The sequence below is a fragment of the Streptomyces sp. SA15 genome (assembly GCF_002291145.1).
Lineage (GTDB): Bacteria > Actinomycetota > Actinomycetes > Streptomycetales > Streptomycetaceae > Streptomyces.
Window position 1 is genome coordinate 58,970 of sequence record NZ_NTGE01000114.1, and the last position, 20,931, is coordinate 79,900.

Consider the following 20,931-nt stretch of genomic DNA (forward strand, 5'->3'; position numbering starts at 1 on the left):
GGGCAGCACGGACAGGGACGAAAGAAGGCTGAAGTCCGACATGAACGCAGACGGCCGTAACCGGCTCAACCAGAGGCCCGAGTGGACCGCTCTGGCCAAGCACCGCGAGGAGCTCGGCGAGGTGCGGCTGCGCGAGCTGTTCGCCGCCGACCCGGGCCGCGGCACCGGCTACACCCTGCAGGTCGGTGACCTGCACGTCGACTACTCCAAACACCTCGTCACCGACGAGACGCTGCGGCTGCTGCGCGAGCTGGCCGCCGCGACCGACGTCTTCGGCCTCAGGGACGCCATGTTCCGCGGCGAGAAGATCAACACGACCGAGGACCGGGCCGTGCTGCACACCGCGCTGCGGGCGACGCGCGATGCGGTGATCGAGGTCGACGGGGAGAACGTCGTCCCGGCGGTGCACGCCGTCCTCGACAAGATGGCCGACTTCGCCGAGCGCGTCCGCTCCGGCGCCTGGACCGGCCACACCGGCAAGCCCATCAAGAACGTGATCAACGTCGGTATCGGCGGCTCCGACCTGGGTCCCGCGATGGCGTACGAGGCGCTGCGCGCGTACACCGACCGCGACCTCACGGTCCGCTTCGTGTCGAACGTGGACGGCGCCGACCTGCATGAGGCCATCCGCGACCTGGACGCGGCGGAGACCCTGTTCGTCATCGCCTCCAAGACCTTCACCACGATCGAGACGATCACGAACGCGACTTCGGCCCGCAACTGGCTGCTCACCGAGCTGAAAGCCGGTCAGGAAGCCGTCGCGAAGCACTTCGTCGCCCTGTCGACAAACGCCGAGAAGGTCTCCGAGTTCGGCATCGACACGGCGAACATGTTCGAGTTCTGGGACTGGGTCGGAGGGCGCTACTCGTACGACTCGGCGATCGGCCTGTCCCTGATGATCGCCATCGGCCCGGACCGCTTCCGGGAGATGCTCGACGGCTTCCGCCTCGTCGACGAGCACTTCCGCACCGCGCCCGCCGAGTCCAACCTGCCTTTGCTGCTGGGCCTGTTGGGTGTCTGGTACGGCAACTTCCACGACGCCCAGTCGCATGCGGTGCTGCCGTACAGCCACTACCTGTCCAAGTTCACCGCCTACCTGCAGCAGCTGGACATGGAGTCCAACGGCAAGTACGTCGGCCGGGACGGGCAGGAGGTCGGCTGGCAGACCGGTCCGGTGGTGTGGGGCACGCCGGGCACCAACGGGCAGCACGCCTACTACCAGCTCATCCACCAGGGCACCAAGCTGATCCCGGCGGACTTCATCGGCTTCGCCGAGCCGGTCGCCGACCTGCAGCCGGGCCTGGTAGCCCAGCACGACCTGCTGATGGCGAACTTCTTCGCCCAGACGCAGGCGCTGGCCTTCGGCAAGACGCCGGACGAGGTGCGGGCCGAGGGCGTGCCCGAGGAACTGGTGCCGCACAAGACGTTCAAGGGCAACCACCCGACCACCACGATCCTCGCCCGCGAACTGACCCCGTCGGTCCTCGGCCAGCTCATCGCCCTCTACGAACACAAGGTGTTCGTCCAGGGCGCGATCTGGAACATCGACTCCTTCGACCAGTGGGGCGTCGAGCTCGGCAAGGTCCTCGCCAAGCGCGTTGAGCCCGCGCTGACCGAGGGGACTGAAGTGCCGGGCCTGGACGCCTCGACCAAGGCCCTGGTCGCCACGTACCGGGAGCTGCGCGGCCGGCAGTGACCCCGGAATGCGAGAAGCGGGCGGCACGCGGCCGCCCGCTTCCCCTGGGGTTTCCCGTCAGCCCGTCAGGCCGACGCAGGCGGGTACAGCGACCTCGGCAGCTGAGAGGCGGCCGCCGCGTCCAGGAGCCACAGCGTCCGGGAACGGCCCTGCGCTCCCGCCGCCGGGGCCTGGATCTCGCCCGCGCCGGACAGGGCGATCGCCGCGGCCTTCGCCTTGTCCTCGCCGGCCGCCAGGAGCCACACCTCGCGGGCGGCGCGGATCGCCGGGAGGGTGAGGGTCACCCGGGTCGGCGGGGGCTTCGGGGCGCCGTGGACGCCGACGACCGTGCGCTCGGTCTCCCGTACCGCGGGGAGTTCCGGGAACAGGGACGCCACATGGGTGTCCGGGCCGACGCCCAGCATCAGGACGTCGAAGGTGGGCACCGCGCCATGGTTCTCGGGGCCGGCCGCACGAGCCAGCTCCTCCGCGTAACCCGCGGCCGCCGCGTCCGCGTCGGCGCCGTACGGTCCGTCCGACGCGGGCATGGCGTGCACGCGCTTCGGGTCCAGGGGCACCGAGTCCAGCAGGGCCTCGCGGGCCTGCGTGACATTGCGTTCCGGGTCGCCCTCCGGCAGGAACCGCTCGTCGCCCCACCACAGGTCGAGACGGCCCCAGTCGATGGCGTCCCTGGCGGGGGCGGCGGCCAGGGCGGCCAGCAGCCCGTTGCCGTTGCGGCCGCCCGTGAGGACCACGGACGCCGAGCCGCGCGAGGCCTGCGCGTCCACGATCTTCGTGATCAGGCGGGCCGCCGCGGCTTGAGCCATCAGCTCCTTGTCGCGGTGCACGACCAGTTGCGGAGTACTCACTTCGCCGCCGCCTTCCTCACCGGTGCCGGCGCCGCCGCCTCTTTCGCGGGTGCTTTCGCAGCGGTTTCGACGGGAGCCCGGACCGCGACCGCGTCTCCTTTGGCCGGCGGCTCGTCGGCCGGGACGTCGGCCGGGCCATCGGCGGCGGCCCTGCCGTTCGAGGAGTTCAGCCGGTCCACCCCGAAGCGCAGCGCCGACGCGTACGTGTCGTCCGGGTCCAGCCGCCGCAGCTCCTCCGCGATCAGCTCGGCCGTCTCCCGGCGCTTGAGCGCCACCGCGCGTTTCGGCTGGCCCTGGATGGACAGGGTCGCCAGCGTGCCGTCCCCGCGGTCCAGCGTGATCGGCCCGCAGTCGGTGTCCAGACGGACCGCCGTCAGGCCGGGGCCCGACGACAGCGAGCGCTTCACCGGCACGTCCAACCGGTCCGCGAGCCACATCGCCAGCAGCTCGCAGCTCGGGTTGAACTCCTCGCCCTCCACCTCGACGGCCTCGACCTCGCAGGTGACCTGATCGAGGGCCGCCGCCAGCATCGAACGCCAGGGCGTGATCCGGGTCCAGGAGAGGTCGGTGTCGCCGGGCGTGTAGGTGTCGGCGCGGGCGGCGAGCTCCCGTACCGGCTGCTCGGAGGCGTAGGTGTCGGTCACCCGGCGCTGGGCCAGCGCTCCCAGCGGGTCGTTCGCCGGGTCCAGTGGCGCGTTCACCGGCCACCAGACCACCACCGGGGCGTCCGGCAGCAGCAGTGGCAGGACCACGGACTGGGCGTGGTTCACGACCTCGCCGTACAGACGCAGGACGACCGTCTCGCCGGTGCCCGCGTCCGCGCCGACCCGCACCTCGGCGTCCAGCCGGGACTGCGTACGGTCGCGGGGCGAACGCGAGACGCGCTTGATGACGACGAGCGTGCGCGAGGGGTGCTCGTGCGACGCGTCGTTCGCCGCCTTCAGGGCGTCGTACGCGTTCTCCTCGTCCGTGACGATGACCAGCGTGAGCACCATGCCGACGGCGGGGGTGCCGATGGCCCGGCGGCCCTGCACCAGCGCCTTGTTGATCTTGCTGGCCGTGGTGTCCGTGAGGTCTATCTTCATGGCCGGCGCCAGCTCCGTCCGTCTCGCTCGAGCATTTCGTCCGCCTCGACGGGCCCCCACGTACCGGCCGGGTACTGGGCGGGCTTGCCGTGCCGGTCCCAGTACTCCTCGATCGGATCGAGGATCTCCCAGGACAGCTCGACCTCCTCTGTGCGCGGGAAGAGGTTCGAGTCGCCGAGCAGCACGTCGAGGATCAGGCGCTCGTACGCCTCCGGGCTCGACTCCGTGAAGGACTCGCCGTACGCGAAGTCCATGGACACGTCCCGGATCTCCATCGAGGTGCCCGGCACCTTGGAGCCGAAGCGGACCGTGACGCCCTCGTCGGGCTGGACGCGGATGACGATCGCGTTCTGGCCCAGCTCCTCGGTGGCCGTCGTGTCGAAGGGGGAGTGCGGCGCCCGCTGGAAGACGACCGCGATCTCGGTGACGCGGCGGCCGAGGCGCTTGCCCGTCCGCAGGTAGAAGGGGACCCCGGCCCAGCGCCGGTTGTCGATCTCCAGCTTGATCGCCGCGTAGGTGTCGGTCTTCGACTGGGCGTCGATGCCGTCTTCCTGGAGGTAGCCGATGACCTTCGCGCCGCCCTGCCAGCCGGCCGCGTACTGCCCGCGGACGGTGCTCTGGCCCAGGTCCTTCGGCAGCTTCACCGCGCCGAGCACCTTGGTCTTCTCGGCGGCCAGCGCGTCCGCGTCGAAGGATGCGGGCTCCTCCATGGCGGTGAGGGCCAGGAGCTGGAGGAGGTGGTTCTGGATGACGTCACGGGCGGCGCCGATGCCGTCGTAGTAGCCGGCCCGGCCGCCGATGCCGATGTCCTCGGCCATGGTGATCTGCACATGGTCCACGAAGGACCGGTTCCAGATCGGCTCGAACATCGTGTTGGCGAAGCGCAGCGCCAGGATGTTCTGGACGGTCTCCTTGCCCAGGTAGTGGTCGATGCGGAAGACCTGGTCCGGGGCGAAGACCTCCTCGACCGTCGAGTTGAGCTCCTCGGCCGACTTCAGGTCGTGGCCGAAGGGCTTCTCGATGACCGCCCGCCGCCAGGAACCGCTCGACTGGTCGGCCAGGCCGTGTTTCTTCAGCTGCTGGATGACCACCGGGAAGGCGCCCGGCGGCACGGAAAGGTAGAAGGCGAAGTTGCCGCCCGTGCCCTGCGCCTTGTCGAGCTCCTCGATCGTGCCGCGCAGCCGCTCGAAGGCCTCGTCGTCGTCGAAGGTGCCCTGGACGAAGCGCATCCCCTGGATGAGCTGCTGCCAGACCTCCTCACGGAACGGCGTACGGGCGTGCTCCTTGACGGCGTCATGGACCTCCTGCGCGAAGTCCTCGTGCTGCCACTCGCGCCGCGCGAAGCCGACCAGCGAGAAACCCGGCGGCAGCAGACCCCGGTTCGCAAGGTCGTACACGGCGGGCATGAGCTTCTTTCGTGACAAATCGCCTGTGACGCCGAAGATGACCAGGCCCGACGGCCCCGCGATACGCGGGAGCCGTCGGTCGGCGGGGTCACGAAGCGGGTTCGCTCCGGAACCGGGAGAAGGCGCCAAGGTCTCAGCCCTCCGAGGGGGCGAGGCGCTGGAGCTCCGCCTCGGTCGACTTGAGCAGGTCGATCCAGGACGTCTCGAACTTCTCGACGCCCTCGTCCTCCAGGAGCTGGACCACGTCGTCGTAGGCGATGCCCAGCTTCTCGACCGCGTCGAGGTCGGCACGGGCCTGCTCGTACGTCCCGGCGATGGTGTTGCCGGTGATCTCGCCGTGTTCCTCGGTGGCGAACAGAGTCGCCTCCGGCATGGTGTTGACCGTGTTCGGCGCCACCAGCTCGTCGACGTACAGGGTGTCCTTGTACGCCTTGTCCTTCACGCCGGTCGACGCCCACAGCGGACGCTGCTTGTTCGCGCCGGCGTTCTCCAGCTTGCTCCAGCGCTGAGTCGAGAAGACCTCCTCGTACGCCTGGTAGGCGAGGCGCGCGTTGGCGACGGCGGCCTTGCCGCGGGCGGCCTTGGCCTCGTCCGTGCCGAGCGCGTCGATCCGCTTGTCGATCTCGGTGTCCACGCGGGACACGAAGAAGGACGCCACGGAGTGGATCTTCGACAGGTCCAGGCCCCTCGCCGTGGCCTTCTCCAGGCCGGCGAGGTAGGCGTCCATGACCTCGCGGTAGCGCTCCAGCGAGAAGATCAGCGTGACGTTGACGCTGATGCCCAGGCCGATGGTCTCGGTGATCGCCGGAAGACCCGCCTTGGTGGCCGGGATCTTGATCAGGGTGTTGGGGCGGTCCACCAGCCAGGCCAGCTGCTTGGCCTCGGCGACGGTCGCCTTGGTGTTGTGCGCCAGGCGCGGGTCGACCTCGATCGACACGCGGCCGTCCTGGCCGCCGGTGGCGTCGAAGACCGGGCGCAGGATGTCGGCGGCGTCGCGGACGTCCGCCGTGGTGATCATGCGGATGGCCTCTTCGACGGTGACCTTGCGGGCGGCGAGGTCGGAGAGCTGCTGCTCGTAGCCCTCACCGCTGGAGATCGCCTTCTGGAAGATCGACGGGTTGGTGGTGACGCCCACGACGTGCTGCTGGTCGATCAGCTCGGCCAGGTTGCCGGACGTGATCCGCTGGCGCGACAGGTCGTCCAGCCAGATCGCGACGCCTTCCTCGGAGAGGCGCTTCAGTGCGTCTGTCATGGAAATTGCATCTCCTACGTGTCGTATATGAGCGTCAGCGCTGGGCTGCGGCGATCGATTCCCGGGCTGCGGCAGCGACGTTCTCCGCAGTGAAGCCGAACTCGCGGAAGAGGACCTTGCCGTCGGCCGAAGCACCGAAGTGCTCCAGGGAAACGATGCGGCCGGCGTCCCCCACGTACTTGTGCCAGGTGAGCCCGATACCGGCCTCCACCGCGACACGCGCCTTCACCGCGGGCGGCAGGACGCTGTCCCGGTACCCCTGGTCCTGCTCCTCGAACCACTCGACGGACGGCATCGACACGACCCGCGTCGGCACACCCGCGGCTTCCAGCTGCTCGCGTGCCTCGACGGCGACGTGCACCTCGGAACCGGTGGCGATGAGGATCGCTTCCGGCGTCCCGGTGGAGGCCTCGAACAGGACGTAACCGCCGCGCGCGGCATCCTCGTTGGGCTCGTACGTCGGCACGCCCTGACGGGTCAGCGCGAGGCCGTGCGGGGCGCCCTTGCCGAATACCTTCGTGTAGCGCTTGAGGATCTCGCGCCAGGCGATCGCGGTCTCGTTGGCGTCCGCCGGGCGCACCACGTTCAGACCCGGGATCGCGCGCAGGGAGGCCAGGTGCTCGACGGGCTGGTGGGTGGGGCCGTCCTCGCCCAGGCCGATGGAGTCGTGCGTCCACACGTACGTCACCGGCAGGTGCATCAGGGCCGACAGCCGTACGGCGTTGCGCATGTAGTCGGAGAAGACGAGGAAGGTGCCGCCGTAGATCCGGGTGTTGCCGTGCAGGGCGATGCCGTTCATCTCCGCGGCCATGGAGTGCTCGCGGATGCCGAAGTGGATCGTCCGGCCGTAGGGGTCGGCCTCGGGCAGCGGGTTGTCCGCCGGCAGGAACGACGACGTCTTGTCGATCGTGGTGTTGTTGGAGCCGGCCAGGTCGGCCGAGCCGCCCCACAGCTCCGGGATGACCGCACCCAGCGCCTGGAGCACCTTGCCGGACGCGGCGCGGGTGGCGACACCCTTGCCCGCCTCGAAGACCGGGATCTTCTCCTCCCAGCCCGTGGGCAGCTCGCCCGCGGCGATGCGGTCGAACTCGGCGGCGCGCTCAGGGTTGTTGTTGCGCCACTCCTGGAACGACTTCTCCCACACGGCCTTGGCCTGACGGCCCCGCTCACCCAGCGCCCGGGTGTGCGCGAGCACCTCGTCGGCCACCTCGAAGCTCTGCTCCGGGTCGAAGCCCAGGACGCGCTTGGTGGCCGCGACCTCGTCGTCGCCGAGCGCCGAGCCGTGCGCGGCCTCGGTGTTCTGGGCGTTCGGGGCGGGCCAGGCGATGATCGAGCGCATCGCGATGAACGACGGCTTGTCCGTGACCTGCTTCGCGGCCTCGATCGCCGCGTAGATGGCCTGCGGGTCGAGGTCGCCGTTGGCCTGCGGCTCGACGCGCTGCACGTGCCAGCCGTACGCCTCGTACCGCAGAGCCGTGTCCTCGGAGACGGCCGTCTCCGTGTCGCCCTCGATCGAGATGTGGTTGTCGTCCCACAGCAGGATCAGGTTGCCCAGCTTCTGGTGGCCCGCGAGCGAGGACGCCTCCGCGGAGATGCCCTCCTGCAGACAGCCGTCACCGGCGATGACGTAGACGAAGTGGTCGAAGGGGGAGGTGCCCTCAGGAGCCTGAGGGTCGAACAGGCCGCGCTCGTAGCGGGCCGCCATCGCCATGCCCACCGCGTTGGCGACACCCTGGCCCAGCGGGCCGGTCGTCGTCTCCACGCCCGTGGTGTGGCCGTACTCGGGGTGGCCGGGGGTCTTCGAACCCCAGGTGCGGAACGCCTTCAGGTCGTCCAGCTCCAGGCCGAAGCCGGCCAGGTACAGCTGGGTGTAGAGCGTCAGGGAAGAGTGTCCGGCGGACAGCACGAAACGGTCGCGGCCCACCCAGTCGGCGTCCGCGGGGTCGTGCCGCATCACCTTCTGGAAGAGGGTGTAGGCGGCAGGTGCCAGGCTCATCGCCGTACCCGGATGGCCGTTGCCGACCTTCTGTACGGCGTCGGCGGCCAGGACGCGGGCGGTGTCGACGGCCCGCTGGTCCAACTCGGTCCACTCGAGGTCTGTGGTGGTCGGCTTGGTGCTCACCCTGGGTCAGGGCTCCTCTCCACATGTCACGCATATCGAATGCCGGTGCAGTGAGTGCCCCGGCCGTGGTCGAGCCTACCCCCGCAAGTACGTGCGTCTTCGAGTCGTTCCAGACTGCCGGGCCCTGCGTGGATCCGCCTCCCGGACTGCGCCGGATCGTATTCGGCAACTGAATACGGAGCCGCTCGTCCGAGTACTCAATAGTGGGGTGACGGGCTCTTCCGAGGCGCTGCCCAACACGACCCCACCCCCGCGAATGTCGGGATATGGGCAACGTCTACAGTGGCGTGGTACGCGCGAGCCTTTACCGGGACTTCACACGGGTGAGGCTTGCTGGGATGTCTCTGTAGGGGTGTGCGTGACGGCCGTCGAATCCCGTCCAGCGGGGGTGCTCGGTGCGAGCCAGAGCCCGAGTCACCGGCCGTTCGGGGCCCGTGTCAAAGCGTTCGTGGCACTGACCAAGCCTCGGATCATCGAGCTGCTGCTGATCACGACCGTGCCGGTGATGTTCCTCGCCGAGCAGGGCGTGCCGGACCTGAGGCTGGTACTGCTCACCTGTATCGGCGGCTACCTCTCGGCGGGCGGCGCCAACGCGCTGAACATGTACATCGACCGCGACATCGACGCCCTCATGGACCGCACCTCGCAGCGTCCCCTGGTGACCGGCATGGTCAGCCCGCGCGAGTGCCTCGTCTTCGGCATCAGCCTGGCGGTCGTCTCCACCCTGTTGTTCGGCCTGACCGTCAACTGGCTCTCCGCCTGGCTGTCACTCGGCGCACTCCTCTTCTACGTCGTCGTCTACACGATGCTCCTCAAACGCCGTACGTCGCAGAACATCGTGTGGGGCGGCATCGCCGGCTGTCTGCCGGTGCTCATCGGCTGGTCCGCCGTCACGAACTCCATGTCGTGGGCGCCCGTCGTCCTCTTCCTCGTCATGTTCTTCTGGACGCCGCCGCACTACTGGCCGCTGTCCATGAAGGTGAGGGAGGACTACGCGCGCGTGGGCGTGCCGATGCTGCCGGTCGTCGCCTCCAACAAGGTCGTCGCCAAGCAGATCGTGATCTACAGCTGGGTGATGGTGGCGGTCTCGCTGCTGCTGACCCCGCTCGGCTACACGGGCTGGTTCTACACGGCGGTGGCGCTGCTGGCCGGCGGCTTCTGGCTGTGGGAGGCACACGGACTGCAGAACCGGGCGAGGGCCGAGGTCACCGGCGCCAAGCTGAAGGAGATGCGGCTGTTCCACTGGTCCATCACCTATGTGTCGATCCTCTTCCTGGCGGTCGCGGTGGACCCGTTCCTCCGTTAGCTCCTCAACGTCGCTCTTCGCTCGCGGGCGGGGTGCGTGGTCAAGGCCACTCACCCCGCCCGTCGCGGTTCGATCTACCCGTCGGTAGCATCCTGACCATGGCAGACACGCAGCAGGTGGACCCGAAGGCAGAGCGCAAGGCGACCCGCCTCGCCCGGCAGATCAGCACCTTCTCCAAGGCGCACGGTGGAGCCGAGGGCCAGATCGCGTACCTCGGGCAGCGCGGCGCCCGGATCGTGCTCGTCGGCGGGGACGGCACCTGGGGTGACCTGGTGGCCCCCTCGTACGAGCTCGCCGAGAAGGCCGTGGCCAAGTCCGGCATCACGGTCCACGAGGACTTCGACGGCGAGCTCGCGGCGAAGGTGAGGACGGGGCCCTACGAATGGACACGCATGGCGGGCATCCAGATCGGCGGCCCATCCAACGGCTGAACAACGCCCGGCGAGGGCCGCGACCTGACACCCCGTTCACCCGTTAGGACCTGTTGAACGACGTGGTCCAAGCGACGGGGAGTCCGGATGATCGAAACGCCGTCCCTCGTGGACCAGTACTGCCACGGCGTACTGAGAACGGAGCTGGGCCTCGGCACCTTCGAGGCCCAGCTGGCCCGCACCGAGGGCCCGCCCGCCCCGGGGACGACGCTCTTCGACACCCAGACCGGGTTCGCCGTACGACGCTGGTGCCCCCCGCTGCTCGGCCTGGAACCGCACTGCGCGCCGGCCCGCTATCTCGCCCGGCGCCGGGAACTGGGCGTTCTGGAGGCGGGCCGCAGGCTGCTGCGAGGCAGCGGCATCACCACCTACCTGGTGGACACCGGGCTGCCGGGCGACCTGACCGGCCCCGCCGAGATGGCCTCCGCCGCGGTCGCCGAGGCCCGCGAGATCGTGCGGCTGGAACTCCTCGCCGAACAGGTCGCCGACACTTCCGGCACGGTCGAGTCCTTCCTCGCCAACCTCGCCGAATCGGTGCACGGCGCCGCCGCGAACGCCGTGGCCTTCACCTCCGTGGCGGGCGTACGGCACGGACTGGCGCTCGCGCCCGAGCCGCCGGGGCCGGGAGAGGTACGGGGCGCGGTGGGCCGCTGGCTGGCGGGGCGCCGGGTCGGCGGGGAGCTGAGCGACCCGGTGCTGCTACGGCACCTGCTGTGGATCGCCGTCGCCTCGGGGTTGCCCCTGCAACTGCACGCGGGGCTCGGAGAGCCGGGCCTGCGCATCGACCGCACCGACCCGGTCCTGCTGACGGATTTCGTACGGGCGACGGCCGGCCTCGGTACCGACCTGGTCCTGCTGCACAGCTACCCCTACCACCGGCACGCCGCTCACCTCGCCGGAGTCTTCCCGCACGTGTACGCCGACTCCGGCGCCGCCCTGGTCCGCACGGGGGCGAGGGCGGCCACCGTACTGGCGGAGATCCTGGAGTTGGCCCCCTTCGGCAAGATCCTCTTCTCCAGCGGGGCCCAGGGCCTGCCGGAACTGCACGTCGTAGGCGCGCGCCTGTTCCGCGAGGCCCTCGGGCGGGTGCTGGGCACCTGGGTCACCGAGGGGGCGTGGTCGCTGGCGGACGCGCAGCGGGTGGCGGGGCTGATCGCGGCGGGGAACGCGCGGCGGGTGTATGGGCTGGGGTGAGGCGTACGGACCGGACGGGTGCCCCGCCTCGCGCGGGGCACGCTCCCGTCAGTTCGAAGCGGGCTCCAGCCGGTCGCGGTGGGCGGGAGCCGGAATCTCCGGGTCCGCGTCGGGGCGTTCACGCAGCGACAGCAGCACCCGCAGCACCCAGATCCACATCACGGCGGAACCGAACATGTGCAGGCCGACCAGCGCCTCGGGAAGGTCCGTAAAGTACTGGACATAACCGATCAAACCCTGACATAGCAGGATCAGGAACAACTCCCGCGTCCGGCGCACCGGTCCCTTGGGCGCGTCGACCGCCTTCAGGACGAACCACAGGGCGAACGTCAGCGACACCACGATCCAGGCCAGCACCGCGTGCACCTTGCTGACCGTCTCCCAGTCGAGCGGCATCCGCTCGACCTCGCTGGAGTCGCCCGCGTGCGGGCCCGCGCCGGTCACCACCGTGCCGACCAGGATCAGCAGGACCGAGGCCCCGACCAGGAACCACACCAGCTGCTGCACGGCCTTGCCGACCAGCGGGCGCGGCGCCGTGTCACCCTCCCGGGTGCGCTGCCACATCACCGCGGCGACCGCGATCAGGGCCGACGTGGCCACGAAGTGGGCCGCGACCGTGTACGGGTTGAGACCGACGAGCACGACGATGCCGCCGAGGACCGCGTTGCTCATCACGATCCAGAACTGCGCCCAGCCCAGCCGGGTCAGGCTGCGCCGGTACGGCTTCTCGGAGCGCGCGGCGATGATCGCCCAGCCGACCGCGGCGCACAGCACGTAGGTGAGCATGCGGTTGCCGAACTCGATGGCTCCGTGGAAGCCCATCGCGCTGGTGGCGGTCAGCGAGTCGTCAGTGCACTTGGGCCAGGTCGGGCAGCCGAGCCCGGAACCGGTCAGCCGCACCGCACCGCCGGTGACCACGATGACCACCGACATCACGAGCGCGGTGAGGGCCGCGCGCTGTACCGTCCTGGGGGTCGGGGTCCAGCGTTCGGCGATGAAGGCGAGCGGGTTGCGGAGGGCAGCCACGGCGTCGGCGCGGGTCAGTTTTGGCACGCGTTCCATCGTAGGGGGCCGCTTGTGCACGCTTTCACGAGGGTCCGTCACGGCGCCCACCCCCTTCTACTCCCAGCGGAAGAACTTCCCGGCGACCGCCAGACCCACGACCGCCCAGACGGCGAGAATCCCCAGGTCACCCCAGGGCATGCCGGCGCCGTGCTGCAGCACGTCCCGCAGCCCGTCCGACAGCGCGGAGATCGGCAGCAGCCCGAGGACGTCCTGCGCAGCGGCCGGGAACTTGTCCAGCGGCACGATCACCCCGCCACCGACGAGCAGCAGCAGGAAGACCAGGTTCGCCGCGGCCAGCGTGGCCTCCGCCTTCAGCGTGCCCGCCATCAGCAGGCCGAGCCCCGAGAAGGCGGCCGTCCCGAGGATCAGCAGGAGCAGTACGGCGAAGGGGTTGCCGTGCGGCGACCAGCCCAGCGCGAAGGCGATCGCCGTCAGCAGGACGATCTGGAGGACCTCCGTGACCAGCACGGACAGCGTCTTCGCGGTCATCAGGCCCCAGCGGGGGAGCGGGGAGGAGGCGAGGCGCTTCAGGACGCCGTACCGGCGTTCGAATCCCGTCGCGATGGCCTGGCCCGTGAACGCGGTCGACATCACGGCCAGCGCGAGGACGCCGGGCGTGAGGAAGTCCACCGCCTCGCCGGACCCGGTGTCGACGATGTCTACGGAGCTGAAGAGGACAAGGAGCAGCGTGGGGATGACCACCGTCAACAGCAGCTGCTCGCCGTTGCGCAGCAGCATCTTCGTCTCGAGGGCGGCCTGGGCCGCGATCATGCGGGGGAGGGGCGCGGCCCCCGGCTTCGGGGTGTACATGCCGGTGCCGACGGTGGTCACGAGCGCAGCTCCTTGCCGGTGAGCTCCAGAAACACGTCTTCGAGGGTGTGCCGTTCGACCGAGATCCTCTCCGGCATCACGCCGTGCTGCGCGCACCAGGACGTGACCGTCGCGAGCAGCTGCGGGTCGACCTTGCCGACGACCCGGTATGAGCCCGGCGTCAGCTCCGCGGCCGTGCAGTCCGCGGGGAGCGCCTTCAGCAGGGAGCCGACGTCCAGGCCCGGGCGGCCGCTGAAGCGGAGCGTGTTCTCGGCGCCGCCTCGGCACAGCTCCTCCGGGGTGCCCTGGGCTATGACCCGGCCGGCGTCGATGATCGCGACGTCGTCGGCGAGTTGCTCGGCCTCGTCCATGTAGTGCGTCGTGAGGATCACGGAGACGCCGTCGGTGCGCAGGTCGCGGACCAGGTCCCAGGTGGCGCGGCGGGCCTGCGGGTCGAGCCCTGCGGTCGGCTCGTCCAGGAACACCAGCTCCGGGCGGCCCACCACGGCCATCGCCAGCGCGAGCCGCTGCTGCTGGCCGCCCGACAGCCGCCGGTACGTGGTCCGGCCGCAACTGCCCAGCCCCAGGCGCTCGATGAGCGCGTCGACGTCGAGCGGATCGGCGTGCAACCTGGCGACATGGCGCAGCATCTCGTCCGCTCGCGCGCCCGAGTAGACGCCCCCGGACTGCAGCATCACGCCGATCCTGGGGTGCAGCTCACGGGCCTGTCTCACCGGGTCGAGGCCCAGGACGCGCACCGTGCCGGAGTCCGGCTTCCGGTACCCCTCGCAGGTCTCGACCGTGGTCGTCTTGCCCGCCCCGTTGGGACCGAGTACGGCGGTCACACCCGCCCGGGCCACCAGGTCGAGGCCATCCACCGCGGTCTTTGTGCCGTACCGCTTCACCAGGGCCTGGACCTGGACCACGGGCTCACTTCGCATGGGTCCAGAGTCTAGGTACGCGGAGTGTGCCTCAGACGGGCGGGTGCAGGAACTCCTCCTCACGGGGCCGGTGCACCGCCAGCCACCGTTCCGCGTACGCCACGGCGTCCGCGACGGGAAACAGCCGTACGTCGGCCGCGCCCACCTTGCCCCGTACGACAGGGCGGTCGACGGGACGGTCCCGCTCGAAGTCGTGGCCCAGTTCGTCGAACCGCTCCGAGGAGATGGACACCTCGGTCACCACGTCCCAGCCCGCGGGCCCCGGCCGGCCCACCTTCACGAGCGGCGAGGGTATGCGGTATTCAGCCAGGTGAAAGCTGGTGCACGCGTCGTAGCCCGCGCCCAGCATCAGCACCCGGGCGCCGAGGGCCTCCAGCCGGGCCAGTGGGCTGCGTTCGCCCAGCCGGCAGTCGGGCGCGTGCCCGCCGGTCACCTCCGCCGCGCGCGGACCGACAGCGGCGAAGGACGTCTGCGGGTGGGCGCTGCGCAGGGCGCCCGGCCACGTGCGCACGGTTTCCGGGATCACGCCGACCCCGCGCGAAGGCGTCACCAGTGGGTCGTAGGCGGGCATGGTGGCCCGAATCGTCTCCCACCACTCCTCGGGCACCGGCGGATTGCCCCACACGGCCGGGTTCGAGAGGTCGCCGGACTGGGTGGGGACCACCAGGGTGCCCTTCCGGCCGAGCGCGTCGAGCAGTCCTTGCACGACCGCCACGGCGCCTCCGCAGACCCAGCCGAGCGAGCTGAGCGAGGAGTGGACGAGGAGGGTCTCGCCGGCTCGGACGCCCAGCTCGCGCAGCTCGGTTGTGAGGGCGTCCCGGGTGACAAGAGGGCCGGTGGGAGGCGGTGTGGGCATGGTTGTGGAGTGTCCCGGAAGCCGTCCGCCGACGCCACCCATTTGATCGATCGGAGATCGTTCTCGCAGGTCAGATTAGGTAAACCTAAGTGACGCAGGGCACCATCCACCCGCCCGGACGCCGCTTGCCCGCCCCTGAGGAATTACGCAACAATGGCGTTGTGAAAAACGTCGTGCGTTCGACTGAGTCTCCGCAGGAGGAACTCGCGACCGGTGAGCGCTCCACGCGCAACCGGGTCGCGCGGTCCATCCTGGACCACGGGCCGTCGACCGTCGCGGCGCTGGCCGAGCGACTGGGGCTCACCCAGGCGGCCGTACGGCGGCACCTGGACGCACTGGTCGCCGACGATGTCGTAGAGGCGCGCGAACAGCGGGTCTACGGAGCGCGGACCCGTGGCCGCCCGGCCAAGGTCTTCGCACTCACCGACTGTGGCCGCGACGCCTTCGACCAGTCGTACGACCAGCTCGCCGCGGACGCCCTGCGCTGGATCCAGGAGCGGTTCGGCGGGGACGAGGCCGTGATCGCCTTCGCGCGCGCGAGGATCGCCGAGCAGGCAGCCGCGTACCGCGCGGCGATCGAGGCGGCCCCGCCCGAGCAGCGGACCGAAGCCCTGGCCAAGGCCCTGAGCGCGGACGGGTACGCTGCTACGGCGCGTAGCGCACCGGTCGGCGAGCAGCTCTGCCAGCACCACTGCCCGGTGGCCCACGTCGCGGAAAAGTTCCCGCAGCTCTGCGAGGCGGAGACCGAGATCTTCTCCCAGCTGCTCGGCACGCACGTCCAGCGACTGGCGACCATCGCGCACGGCGACGGCGTCTGCACGACGTTCATCCCAAAGATTTCCCAAACCACTCATCACGCATCTGCAAGCACGGCCGGGAGGAACCCCGCATGACTCTCCCCACGGAGACTGCCCACCCTGAGCTCGAGGGCCTGGGCAAGTACGAATACGGCTGGGCCGACTCCGACGAAGCCGGTGCCTCTGCCAAGCGCGGTCTGAGCGAGGCTGTCGTCCGCGACATCTCCGCGAAGAAGAACGAGCCGGAGTGGATGACCAAGCTCCGGCTCAAGGGCCTGCGCCTGTTCGACAAGAAGCCCATGCCGAACTGGGGCTCGGACCTGTCGGGTATCGACTTCGACAACATCAAGTACTTCGTACGTTCCACGGAGAAGCAGGCGGAGTCCTGGGAGGACCTGCCCGAGGACATCAAGAACACGTACGACAAGCTCGGCATCCCGGAGGCGGAGAAGCAGCGCCTCGTCGCCGGTGTCGCGGCCCAGTACGAGTCCGAGGTCGTCTACCACCAGATCCGCGAGGACCTGGAGGAGCAGGGCGTCATCTTCCTCGACACCGACACGGCCCTGAAGGAGCACCCGGAGCTCTTCAAGGAGTACTTCGGGACCGTCATCCCGGTCGGTGACAACAAGTTCGCGTCGCTGAACACCGCCGTGTGGTCGGGCGGCTCCTTCATCTACGTGCCGAAGGGCGTGCACGTGGAGATCCCGCTCCAGGCCTACTTCCGTATCAACACGGAGAACATGGGCCAGTTCGAGCGGACCCTGATCATCGTCGACGAGGGTGCCTACGTGCACTACGTCGAGGGCTGCACCGCGCCGATCTACAAGTCGGACTCGCTGCACAGCGCCGTGGTCGAGATCATCGTCAAGAAGAACGCCCGCTGCCGCTACACGACCATCCAGAACTGGTCGAACAACGTCTACAACCTGGTCACCAAGCGCGCCGTCGCCTACGAGGGCGCGACCATGGAGTGGATCGACGGCAACATCGGCTCCAAGGTGACGATGAAGTACCCGGCCGTCTACCTGATGGGCGAGCACGCCAAGGGCGAGACCCTGTCCATCGCCTTCGCGGGCGAGGGGCAGCACCAGGACGCCGGCTCCAAGATGGTCCACATGGCGCCGAACACGTCGTCCAACATCGTGTCGAAGTCCGTCGCCCGCGGTGGCGGCCGTACCTCCTACCGTGGTCTGGTGGAGATCGGCGAGGGCGCCCACGGCTCGAAGTCGAACGTGCTGTGCGACGCGCTGCTCGTCGACACCATCTCCCGCTCGGACACGTACCCGTACGTGGACGTCCGGGAGGACGACGTCTCCATGGGCCACGAGGCCACTGTCTCCAAGGTCTCCGAGGACCAGCTCTTCTACCTGATGAGCCGCGGTCTGAGCGAGTTCGAGGCGATGGCGATGATCGTGCGCGGCTTCGTCGAGCCCATCGCGAAGGAGCTGCCCATGGAGTACGCCCTCGAGCTCAACCGGCTGATCGAGCTGCAGATGGAAGGCGCGGTCGGTTAAGTCCCGCCTTCGGAAGCGGCCTCCCGATTTCTAGACGTAGGAAAGAGAGCACAACGACAGCCATGGCTGAGGCTCAGAACATTCCGGTGGGATCCACCACCGCCGGCCAGATCGCGGTGGCCGCCGAGTCGACCGTCGCCACGCGCATGAGCGCGCCCCCGTCCTTCGACGTGGCGGACTTCCCGGTCCCGCACGGCCGCGAGGAGGAGTGGCGGTTCACCCCGCTGGAGCGCCTGCGCGGGCTGCACGACGGCACCGCCGTCGCCACCGGCGACGGCGTGAAGGTCGACGTCCAGGCCCCCGAGGGTGTCACCGTCGAGACCGTCGGCCGTGACGACGCCCGGCTCGGCAAGGCGGGCATTCCGGTGGACCGCGTGGCCGCCCAGGCGTACTCGGCGTTCGAGAAGGCCGGCGTGGTCACCGTCCCCAAGGAGACGGTGCTCACCGAGCCGATCCGGATCGCCGTGCACGGCGAGGGCGGGATTGCGTACGCTCACCAGGTCATCGATCTTGGAGCCTTCGCCGAGGCCGTCGTCGTCATCGACCACACCGGTGACGGGGTGCTCGCCGCGGGCGTCGACTACATCCTGGGCGACGGCGCCAAGCTGACCGTCGTGTCCGTCCAGGACTGGGACGAGAAGGCCGTACACGTGGCCCAGCACAACGCCCTCGTCGGCCGGGACGCCTCGTTCAAGTCGGTCGTGGTCACCTTCGGTGGCGACCTCGTACGACTGCACCCGCGCGTGTCGTACGCGGGCACCGGTGGCGAGGCCGAGCTCTTCGGCCTGTACTTCACCGACGCCGGTCAGCACCAGGAGCACCGCCTCCTGGTCGACCACAACACCCCGCACTGCAAGTCCAACGTCGCCTACAAGGGCGCGCTGCAGGGCGACGACGCGCACGCCGTGTGGATCGGCGACGTGTTGATCGAGGCCAAGGCCGAGGGCACGGACACGTACGAGATGAACCGCAACCTGGTCCTGACGGACGGGGCGCGCGTGGACTCCGTACCGAACCTCGAGATCGAGACCGGCGAGATCGTCGGGGCGGGACACGCCTCCGCGACCGGCCGCTTCGACGACGAGCAGCTCTTCTACCTGATGGCCCGCGGCATCCCGGCCGACGAGGCCCGTCGCCTGGTGGTCCGCGGCTTCTTCGCCGAACTCGTCCAGCAGATCGGTGTCGACGACATCGAAGAGCGCCTGCTCGTGAAGATCGACGAGGAGCTGGAGGCGTCGGTCTGATGGCCACCACCTTCGTACGCGCCTGCGGCCTGAGCGAGCTGGAGGAGGACACCCCGAAGAGGGTGGAACTCGACGGCACGCCGGTCTCGGTCGTCCGTACCGAGGGGGAGGTGTTCGCCATCTACGACATCTGCTCCCACGCGAACGTCTCGCTCTCCGAGGGCGAGGTGGAGGACTGCCAGATCGAGTGCTGGCTGCACGGCTCCAGCTTCGACCTCCGCACCGGCAAGCCGTCCGGCCTACCCGCGACGCGCCCCGTCCCCGTATACCCCGTAAAGATCGAAGGGGACGACGTGCTCGTCTCCCTCACCCAGGAGTCCTGAGGCACCCATGGCAACGCTTGAAATCCGAGACCTGCACGTCACCGTCGAGGCCGACAACGCCACGAAGGAGATCCTCAAGGGCGTCGACCTCACCGTGAAGCAGGGCGAGACGCACGCCATCATGGGCCCCAACGGCTCGGGCAAGTCGACCCTCGCCTACTCGCTCGCGGGTCACCCGAAGTACACGATCACCGGCGGCACCGTCACCCTCGACGGCGAGGACGTCCTGGAGATGTCCGTCGACGAGCGCGCCCGTGCCGGCCTGTTCCTGGCCATGCAGTACCCGGTCGAGGTCCCCGGCGTCTCGGTCTCCAACTTCCTGCGCACCTCCGCCACCGCCATCCGCGGCGAGGCCCCCAAGCTGCGTACCTGGGTGAAGGAGGTCAAGGAGGCCATGGAGCGCCTCAACATCGACCCGTCCTTCGCCGAGCGCAATGTCAACGAGGGCTTCTCCGGCGGTGAGAAGAAGCGCCACGAGATCCTCCAGCTGGAGCTGCTCAAGCCGAAGGTCGCGATCCTCGACGAGACGGACTCCGGTCTGGACGTCGACGCGCTCCGCGTCGTCTCCGAGGGCGTCAACCGCGTCCGCGAGACCGGCGAGGTCGGCACGCTGCTGATCACGCACTACACGCGCATCCTGCGCTACATCAAGCCCGACTACGTCCACGTCTTCTCGGCCGGCCGCATCGTGGAGTCCGGCGGCGCCGAACTCGCCGACAAGCTGGAGGAAGAGGGCTACGAGGCATACACGAAGGGTGGCGTATCAGCGTGACAGAGTCGCCGGGCCTCCTCACTGAGCCCACTCTGCTGGGCGAGGCGATCCGCAAGGACTTCCCGATCCTGGACCGCCTGGTCCATGACGACCGGAAGCTGGTCTACCTGGACAACGCGGCGACCTCGCAGAAGCCGCGCCAGGTGCTGGACGCCCTGAACGAGTACTACGAGCGCTACAACGCCAACGTCCATCGCGGTGTGCATGTGCTCGCCGAGGAGGCCACGGCGCTGTACGAGGGTGCGCGCGACAAGGTCGCCGCGTTCATCAACGCGCCGAGCCGCGACGAGGTGATCTTCACCAAGAACGCGTCCGAGTCGCTCAACCTCGTGGCGAACATGCTGGGCTGGGCCGACGAGCCCTACCGGGTGGACCACGAGACCGAGATCGTCATCACGGAGATGGAGCACCACTCCAACATCGTGCCGTGGCAGCTGCTGGCGCAGCGCACGGGCGCGAAGCTGAAGTGGTTCGGCCTGACCGATGACGGCCGCCTCGACCTGTCGAACATCGACGAGATCATCACGGAGAAGACGAAGATCGTCTCCTTCGTGCTGGTGTCCAACATCCTGGGCACGGTCAACCCGGTCGAGGCGATAGTCCGCCGCGCGCAGGAAGTCGGCGCGCTGGTCTGCATCGACGCCTCGCAGGCCGCGCCGCACATGCCGCTGGACGTGCAGGCCCTCCAGGCCGACTTCGTGGCCTTCACCGGCCACAAGATGTGCGGCCCGACGGGCATCGGCGTGCTGTGGGGCCGCCAGGAACTCCTGGAGGACCTGCCTCCGTTCCTCGGCGGCGGCGAGATGATCGAGACCGTGTCGATGCACTCGTCGACGTACGCCCCGGCGCCGCACAAGTTCGAGGCGGGCACGCCGCCGGTCGCACAGGCGGTCGGTCTCGGCGCGGCCATCGACTACCTGTCCTCGATCGGCATGGACAAGATCCTCGCCCACGAGCACGCGCTCACCGAGTACGCGGTGAAGCGGCTGGCGGAGGTCCCCGACCTGCGGATCATCGGCCCGACCACGGCCGAGGACCGCGGAGCGGCCATCTCCTTCACGCTGGGTGACATCCACCCGCACGACGTGGGCCAGGTCCTCGACGAGCAGGGCATCGCGGTCCGGGTCGGCCACCACTGCGCACGGCCGGTCTGCCTGCGGTACGGAATTCCTGCGACCACGCGAGCGTCGTTCTATCTGTACTCCACGCCGGCCGAGATCGACGCTCTGGTCGACGGCCTGGAGCACGTACGGAACTTCTTCGGCTGAG

At 69.4% G+C, this 20,931-nt stretch carries 19 protein-coding genes; 10 read left to right on the forward strand and 9 right to left on the reverse strand.

All coding sequences use genetic code 11. The annotated features are described in order from the left end of the window. Positions 1-40 precede the first annotated feature (40 nt). Entirely contained in the window at positions 41-1,696 is a 1,656-nt protein-coding gene (gene pgi / locus CLM62_RS27065) for a glucose-6-phosphate isomerase (protein ID WP_095752526.1), read from the forward strand. Positions 1,697-1,761: 65 nt separating this feature from the next. On the opposite strand, the gene pgl is transcribed toward pgi, so the two are convergent. The 5 genes from pgl to tkt are packed head-to-tail and all read right to left on the reverse strand — an operon-like array spanning position 1,762 to position 8,409. Continuing rightward, positions 1,762-2,544 (reverse strand): 6-phosphogluconolactonase, encoded by a 783-nt coding sequence (pgl, locus tag CLM62_RS27070; RefSeq protein WP_095752527.1) that lies wholly within the window; start codon positions 2,542-2,544, stop codon positions 1,762-1,764. After that, entirely contained in the window at positions 2,541-3,629 is a 1,089-nt protein-coding gene (gene opcA, locus CLM62_RS27075; protein ID WP_095752528.1) for a glucose-6-phosphate dehydrogenase assembly protein OpcA, read from the reverse strand. Before opcA ends, pgl begins: the two co-directional genes overlap by 4 nt. Then, the gene (gene zwf / locus CLM62_RS27080; RefSeq protein ID WP_095752529.1) at positions 3,626-5,164 is read right to left on the reverse strand and encodes a glucose-6-phosphate dehydrogenase; all 1,539 of its coding nucleotides are present in this window, start codon (positions 5,162-5,164) and stop codon (positions 3,626-3,628) included. Before zwf ends, opcA begins: the two co-directional genes overlap by 4 nt. 4 nt (positions 5,165-5,168) lie before the next feature. Then, positions 5,169-6,287 carry a transaldolase gene (gene tal, locus CLM62_RS27085; RefSeq protein ID WP_095752530.1) on the reverse strand — a complete coding sequence of 373 codons (1,119 nt, stop codon included), beginning with the start codon at positions 6,285-6,287 and terminating at the stop codon, positions 5,169-5,171. Between the two features lie 34 nt (positions 6,288-6,321). Continuing rightward, entirely contained in the window at positions 6,322-8,409 is a 2,088-nt protein-coding gene (gene tkt / locus CLM62_RS27090) for a transketolase (protein WP_095752531.1), read from the reverse strand. 352 nt (positions 8,410-8,761) lie between these two features. On the opposite strand from tkt, the gene CLM62_RS27095 reads away from it, so the two are divergent. From CLM62_RS27095 to CLM62_RS27105, 3 genes are all read left to right on the forward strand, one after another. Continuing rightward, entirely contained in the window at positions 8,762-9,715 is a 954-nt protein-coding gene (locus CLM62_RS27095) for a heme o synthase (RefSeq protein ID WP_095752532.1), read from the forward strand. A gap of 98 nt (positions 9,716-9,813) precedes the next feature. Next, positions 9,814-10,146, forward strand: a complete 333-nt coding sequence (locus CLM62_RS27100) for a hypothetical protein (RefSeq protein ID WP_095752533.1) — start codon at positions 9,814-9,816, stop codon at positions 10,144-10,146. 87 nt (positions 10,147-10,233) lie between these two features. Next, positions 10,234-11,340 (forward strand): amidohydrolase family protein, encoded by a 1,107-nt coding sequence (locus tag CLM62_RS27105; protein ID WP_095752534.1) that lies wholly within the window; start codon positions 10,234-10,236, stop codon positions 11,338-11,340. A gap of 48 nt (positions 11,341-11,388) precedes the next feature. Here the strand turns inward: CLM62_RS27105 and CLM62_RS27110 are convergent, their stop codons facing one another. Genes CLM62_RS27110 through CLM62_RS27125 form a run of 4 tightly spaced genes read right to left on the reverse strand, consistent with a single transcriptional unit; the run spans position 11,389 to position 15,012 of the window. After that, a complete protein-coding gene (locus CLM62_RS27110) occupies positions 11,389-12,402 on the reverse strand; it encodes a heme A synthase (RefSeq protein WP_095752535.1) in 1,014 nt (337 codons plus the stop codon). A 57-nt stretch (positions 12,403-12,459) separates the two neighbouring features. Continuing rightward, positions 12,460-13,215, reverse strand: coding sequence for an ABC transporter permease (locus CLM62_RS27115; protein ID WP_095752556.1), 756 nt, complete (start codon positions 13,213-13,215; stop codon positions 12,460-12,462). Positions 13,216-13,232: 17 nt separating this feature from the next. Beyond that, the gene (locus CLM62_RS27120; RefSeq protein ID WP_095752536.1) at positions 13,233-14,156 is read right to left on the reverse strand and encodes an ABC transporter ATP-binding protein; all 924 of its coding nucleotides are present in this window, start codon (positions 14,154-14,156) and stop codon (positions 13,233-13,235) included. A gap of 31 nt (positions 14,157-14,187) precedes the next feature. Then, positions 14,188-15,012 (reverse strand): AAC(3) family N-acetyltransferase, encoded by an 825-nt coding sequence (locus CLM62_RS27125; RefSeq protein WP_107483825.1) that lies wholly within the window; start codon positions 15,010-15,012, stop codon positions 14,188-14,190. A gap of 161 nt (positions 15,013-15,173) precedes the next feature. Between CLM62_RS27125 and CLM62_RS27130 the strand changes: the two genes are divergently transcribed. The 6 genes from CLM62_RS27130 (at position 15,174) to CLM62_RS27155 (ending at position 20,930) form a co-directional block, all read left to right on the forward strand. Then, complete coding sequence (locus CLM62_RS27130) at positions 15,174-15,905, forward strand: metalloregulator ArsR/SmtB family transcription factor (protein ID WP_095752537.1); 732 nt, start codon at positions 15,174-15,176, stop codon at positions 15,903-15,905. Further along, a complete protein-coding gene (gene sufB / locus CLM62_RS27135) occupies positions 15,902-17,323 on the forward strand; it encodes a Fe-S cluster assembly protein SufB (protein ID WP_095752538.1) in 1,422 nt (473 codons plus the stop codon). Before CLM62_RS27130 ends, sufB begins: the two co-directional genes overlap by 4 nt. 62 nt (positions 17,324-17,385) lie before the next feature. Next, entirely contained in the window at positions 17,386-18,567 is a 1,182-nt protein-coding gene (gene sufD / locus CLM62_RS27140; RefSeq protein ID WP_095752539.1) for a Fe-S cluster assembly protein SufD, read from the forward strand. Beyond that, the gene (locus tag CLM62_RS27145) at positions 18,567-18,890 is read left to right on the forward strand and encodes a non-heme iron oxygenase ferredoxin subunit (RefSeq protein WP_095752540.1); all 324 of its coding nucleotides are present in this window, start codon (positions 18,567-18,569) and stop codon (positions 18,888-18,890) included. Before sufD ends, CLM62_RS27145 begins: the two co-directional genes overlap by 1 nt. Positions 18,891-18,897: 7 nt before the next feature. Then, positions 18,898-19,662 carry a Fe-S cluster assembly ATPase SufC gene (gene sufC, locus CLM62_RS27150; RefSeq protein ID WP_095752541.1) on the forward strand — a complete coding sequence of 255 codons (765 nt, stop codon included), beginning with the start codon at positions 18,898-18,900 and terminating at the stop codon, positions 19,660-19,662. Beyond that, a complete protein-coding gene (locus CLM62_RS27155; RefSeq protein ID WP_373559191.1) occupies positions 19,659-20,930 on the forward strand; it encodes a cysteine desulfurase in 1,272 nt (423 codons plus the stop codon). Before sufC ends, CLM62_RS27155 begins: the two co-directional genes overlap by 4 nt. Position 20,931 lies beyond the last annotated feature (1 nt).